The following is a 5,378-nucleotide window of genomic DNA, read 5'->3' as shown; positions in this document are numbered from 1 at the left end:
TTATGTACCCCCGTGAACGGTTACGATAATTGCACCACGGAGACACGGAGAACAAAGAAAAAACAAAAATTTCTAACCCGGCTTGCCCATGAGTTCTTATCATCGGCCGCCGTCTCCCGGCCGGTGATAAAAACCCCAACTCCGTGTCCTCCGTGCCTCCGTGGTGAAAATCATAATCTTCCCACAGAGCCGTAAAGACACAGAACACCAAAGCACACACCACCGACCCAGACTTGGCTTGCCTATGAGTTCTTATCATCGGCCGCCGTCTCCCGGCCGGTGATAAAAAAACCAACCCCGTGTCCTCCGTGCCTCCGTGGTGAAAATCATAATCTTCCTACAGAGCCGTAAAGACACAGAACACCAAAGCGCATACCACCGCCCCAGACCCGGCTTGCCCATGAGTTCATATCATCGGCCGCCATCTCCCGGCCGGTGATAAAAAACCCAACTCCGTGTCCTCCGTGCCTCCGTGGTGAAAAACATAATCTTCCCACAGAACCACAAAGACACAGAACAACAAAGCGCACACCACCGCCCCAGACCCGGCTTGCCCATGAGCTCTTATCATCGGCCGCCGTCTCCCGGCCGGTGATAAAAACCCCAACTCCGTGTCCTCCGTGCCTCTGTGGTGAAAATCATAATCTTCCTACAGAGCCGTAAAGACACAGAACACCAAAGCGCATACCACCGCCCCAGACCTGGCTTGCCCATGAGTTCTTATCATCGGCCGCCGTCTCCCGGCCGGTGATAAAAAACCAACTCCGTGTCCTCAGTGCCTCCGTGGTGAATATAAAAAAGGATTGTTTTTTTGGAAAAAGACACAAACACATCGATTGCTCAGTACAAACATCTGGTTCCGATTTTGATTTTCATAGGTTGTTTTGTGTTGCTTTATTTCGACACCATCGTTGGAATGATTCACGATTGGGATACAAACGACAATTATTCACATGGTTACCTTATCCCGTTTATAACGGCCTATCTCATCTGGAAAGAAAAAGAGATCCTTGCCGCCATGCCCATAAAACCTTCGAATATGGGTCTTATGTGTTTAGTCGGTAGCCTCCTGTTTTTTGTCATCACAAATATCGGCGCAGAACTCTTCACCATGCGGTTTTCGATGATCCTTGTGTTGCTCAGCGGCGTTTACTTTTTAATGGGTATTGATATTGTACGAGTTGTTTTTCTACCAATAATCTATTTGATCTTCATGATTCCCTTTCCAGCCATCATCTGGAATAAAATAGCTTTCCCTCTTAAGATGTTTGCAACCAAGATTGCGGTCATGGTTATTCAGCTCCTTCAGATACCTGTATTCAACGAAGGGAATATTATTCATCTTTCAAACACAACCCTTGAGGTTGTGGATGCCTGTTCCGGACTTCGATCACTTGTGTCACTGCTTGCCCTCAGTGCAGCCTTTACCTTGATTTCAGAGCACCCATCAAAAATTAGAAAAGCCATTTTGTTTTTATCGGCGGTTCCCATTGCCATTTTCTTGAATATATTCAGATTGTCACTGACAGCCGTTCTTGCAAAAATTTATGGGCCTCAGGTCGCGCAGGGTTTTTTACACGATATTTCCGGAATAATTGTTTTTATTGCAGCACTTGGTTTACTTATGATTTTAAATAATTATACAACTCAAAAAAAATAATGGAGGATCTGTGAAATATCATAATTTTAATAAAAAAATGTATTTAATTGCATTAATATTATCATTGTTTATTGCAGGTTGTTCGAGAGGTGACATGAAAGAACAAAAAAATAACTATGCGTCATTGAATGACGTACCTGATTCAACATGGCAGAAGCTCAGCAAAAAGAAAATTTATTTTGGGCATCAATCTGTCGGCTACGACATAATTGAGGGCATCGATCTTCTGAAACAAAAAAACACAAAAATTATAATTAATATCAGTGAAACTGAAAAAGTAAGTGAGAATGAGAACGTAAACCTTTTTCATTCAAAGGTTGGGCAAAATAGAGATCCAAAATCGAAAGATTTAGATTTTATATCTAAAATTGATAAAGGGATAGGGAATACGGTAGACATAGCTTTATATAAATATTGTTATATTGATGTAACAGGAGAATCAAACGTTGATGAAATTGTATCAGGCTATTTATCTACGATAAATAAATTATCGAAAAAATTCCCTGAAACAACGTTTGTTTATATGACTGTTCCACTTCGCACAGCTGGCATAACTTGGAAAACCAAGTTAAAACTATTGATGAATAAAAAAAATATCTGGGAGATTGATGACAATATCGCCCGCAATGAATTCAATATCCTATTAAAAGAAAAAGTACGCAAATCACCTGTTTTTGATATTGCATCATTAGAATCAGTCCACCCTGATGGATCCAGGGAGACGTTTAAAATGAATGATAAGGTTTATGATGCCATGTATCCGGGATATACGACAGATGGTGGGCATTTAAATGATCTTGGAAAACAAATAATCGCCGAACAATTTGTGTTGTTTTTGATCAACCAGCTGTAGCCAAAACAAAACAGAAGGAATGATAGGTTAATGGGATTGATTGCAGGAATATATTCAAAACAAAATGGAATCATGAGTCATGAAAAAAAACTGGCAGATATGGTTAGTTGCCAGAAACATCGTTGTCGTGGTGATTCATCTGTTTTGTATATTTGTGATCGAATAGCAATTGCAATGGTTAACCATTTGAATTCAGTTTTTTCTCTGGAAGATGCACCAATTAATTACGATAAATTCGGACATTATGGTGGTATTTTTGCTTTTACAGACGGCATTGTGTTGAATGTCCCAGAACATAAAAGAGCATTTGAAAAAGATGGTATACCGGTACAGGATGATACTTGCACGTCTATCGTTGCCGCTGCGTATCAAAAATGGGGATTAGATTTTATGGTTCATCTTGAAGGGGAATTTTCTTGTGCCATTTGGGACAAGAAGTTGCAAAGACTCCTTCTTGTACGTGACCCATATGGTCATAAACCCCTTCATTATTTCAATGGGAAGAATGAATTCTATTTTTCATCTGAAATCAAAGGAATATTAAAAGCGGGTATAAAGCCTGAAATTGATATGACGTCATTAAGTGATTTTTTAAGTTTAAACTGTATACCTTATCCATCGACAATTTTCAAACATATCTTTCAGGTGCCCCCTGGTAGTATGGTTTCCATTGAAAACAATAAGATTGAAGTTAAGAATTATTGGCATCCCACTATTAAAGAAGATCGCTCGATTTCATTCGATAATGCAGTAATTCAAGCCAACCAGTTAATAAAAGAAGCTGTTAAGAAGCGTGCTGTTGGCAAAGATAAATCGTTTTGCTTCTTAAGTGGTGGAATGGATTCAAGTGCACTGGTTTCCTTTCTTGCTGAAATTTCATCTGGACCCGTTGAGGCTATCTGTGTTGGATTTGAGGATGACGAATCAAATGAGCTTGAAGATGCAGAAACGATGGCAAACCATGTTGGCGTTAAACTTCATCAGGTGATTGCAAATCCAGAATCTTTTTTTGACATGCTTAATACTCTTGTTTATCATCATGATAGTCCATTTACTGATACATCAGCTTACCCGAGCTATTACGCCGGAAAACTTGGAGCAGGCTTGACTGATGTTATTTTGACAGGTGATGGCCCTGATCAATCTATGGGGGGGAGCGGACATTATGTTTTTGCGTTAAAAAATCAAATATTTTCAAAAAGAAATTTATTACGCAAGACCCTATCTCGCTTAGGCTCAGTGCAGGCATCTTTAATATGTGCTGATCCTACGCCGGGATTAGTATCAAGAATTAATAGAAAATTATATAGGGACAGCCTTTCTCCAGTTCATGCTGCATATGATGTTCGATCCTATTTCCCGGATATCGTGAAAAAATATGTTTGCACACGAGATTTGTGGAATATACATTTGGACCGAAATCCGTATCGTCATCCGGAATCATGGTTTTTAAGTGCAAATGGGGCCGATAATATTAATAAATATTTATATGCTGATATGAAATTTTATGTTCCTGATAATTTGATGATAAAGGTAGATCGGATGTGTATGGCACATGGTTTGGAGACTCTTTCACCATTTCAGGATATTAAATTAGCTGAATTGATAAATAAGTTGCCGGGCACATTTAAAATATTTCAAGAAGAAAACAAACAGTTCAGAACAAAATACATCCTGAATAAAGTGTGTGAAAAAAGATTCCCTGATCAGATTCTTAATAAAAAGAAAAAAGGGTTCAGTATTCCTCTTGATAAATGGTTAAGACAAGATGCCGGGGAAAAAATAAAAGAAATATTACTGGACCCTATTACATTAAGAAGGGGTTTTTTTAAACCCGAATCAATAAAAAAAATGATTGATATTTTTCTCCAAGATAAAGGGGATTATTTTTTTCCTAGTCCAAATTCAATAACAGCCCTTCTCACGTTTGAGTTATGGCACAGAAATTACATTGACGGCATTAACTTTTAACAATATAGGCGGCCTATATGAGAAATGTCTTGATCAAATATTTTAATCTTGCATTAATAATTTTTTTTGTATTGATTCCACTAAAACCGAGAGCAAAAATACTATGGGCTTTGTTTACACTTAAAAATAATTATAAATTAAGGCGGTTGTGATGAATAATGAGTGCTTAAAAGAAAATGTCTGTATTCTCTTTTCAGGTGGTTCTGATTCATCGTTAACTGCATACAGAATGTCTTTAGAATTCGAAAAGGTACATTTGTTGACTTATCGTCATTTTGGTCATGTGAATATCCAAAACAGTAAAAAGAGTTATGATATTTTGAATAGTAAATTTCCAGGAAAATTTATTCATTCATTAACAGAAATCAGTGGGTTATTTAGTAAACTATACAACCGTAATTATTTTAAGAATTTAATAAAGTATAAAACACTTCAAATGCAATTCCCTTGCTTTGCGTGCCAAGCGTGTTTTCACATTAATACGATTATTTATTGCAAAAAAAATAATATTTATGATGTAAGGGATGGTGCGAATACAGAATATGAAGAAGCATCTCCAATGCAGATAAAAATAGTAAAAAATGAAATTTTAAAGCTCTATAATGATTATGGAATAACGCATGAAAGCCCTGTATATGATGAGCACAAAGCATTTCGCTCTGATCAACAGTTATTCGAATTGGGGTTAAGGCCTGAAAAAAATATTAAGGATAATCTTGATCTTTATAAAAAATATCAAGGTCATTGTAAGTATATGCCTGGTGGAGTTCTTTTTTTAAATTACTGGAAAAGCCGTAATGATTTTCCTGAAACTGTTCAAGCTAAAATGAGGGATCATTGGTTAGAAGAGTTAGAGTTTTTTAAACAAATAATTGATCAACACATAAAATAATC

Annotated in this window: 4 protein-coding genes; all 4 read left to right on the top strand. The window is 37.3% G+C overall.

Annotation, left to right across the window (positions count from 1 at the left end; translation table 11 throughout):
- Window positions 1-811: 811 nt before the first annotated feature.
- Window positions 812-1,660 (top strand): exosortase/archaeosortase family protein, encoded by an 849-nt coding sequence (locus ACYQ11_RS21670; RefSeq protein WP_459925922.1) that lies wholly within the window; start codon window positions 812-814, stop codon window positions 1,658-1,660.
- 10 nt (window positions 1,661-1,670) lie between these two features.
- Entirely contained in the window at window positions 1,671-2,513 is an 843-nt protein-coding gene (locus ACYQ11_RS21665) for a hypothetical protein (protein WP_459925921.1), read from the top strand.
- Between the two features lie 30 nt (window positions 2,514-2,543).
- The gene (asnB, locus tag ACYQ11_RS21660) at window positions 2,544-4,484 is read left to right on the top strand and encodes an asparagine synthase (glutamine-hydrolyzing) (RefSeq protein ID WP_459925920.1); all 1,941 of its coding nucleotides are present in this window, start codon (window positions 2,544-2,546) and stop codon (window positions 4,482-4,484) included.
- A 151-nt stretch (window positions 4,485-4,635) separates the two neighbouring features.
- Window positions 4,636-5,376 carry a hypothetical protein gene (locus ACYQ11_RS21655; RefSeq protein WP_459925919.1) on the top strand — a complete coding sequence of 247 codons (741 nt, stop codon included), beginning with the start codon at window positions 4,636-4,638 and terminating at the stop codon, window positions 5,374-5,376.
- Window positions 5,377-5,378: the final 2 nt, after the last annotated feature.

Source organism: Desulfatiferula olefinivorans, assembly GCF_054657895.1.
The sequence above is the reverse complement of the archived record's forward strand: the minus strand, read 5'-3'. Positions and strand labels throughout refer to the sequence as shown.

Bases quoted from the DNA above. Each gene is read 5' to 3' on its own strand.
- asnB (WP_459925920.1), top strand. From the start codon at position 2,544: ATGGGATTGATTGCAGGAATATATTCAAAACAAAATGGAATCATGAGT.
- ACYQ11_RS21655 (WP_459925919.1), top strand. From the start codon at position 4,636: ATGAATAATGAGTGCTTAAAAGAAAATGTCTGTATTCTCTTTTCAGGT.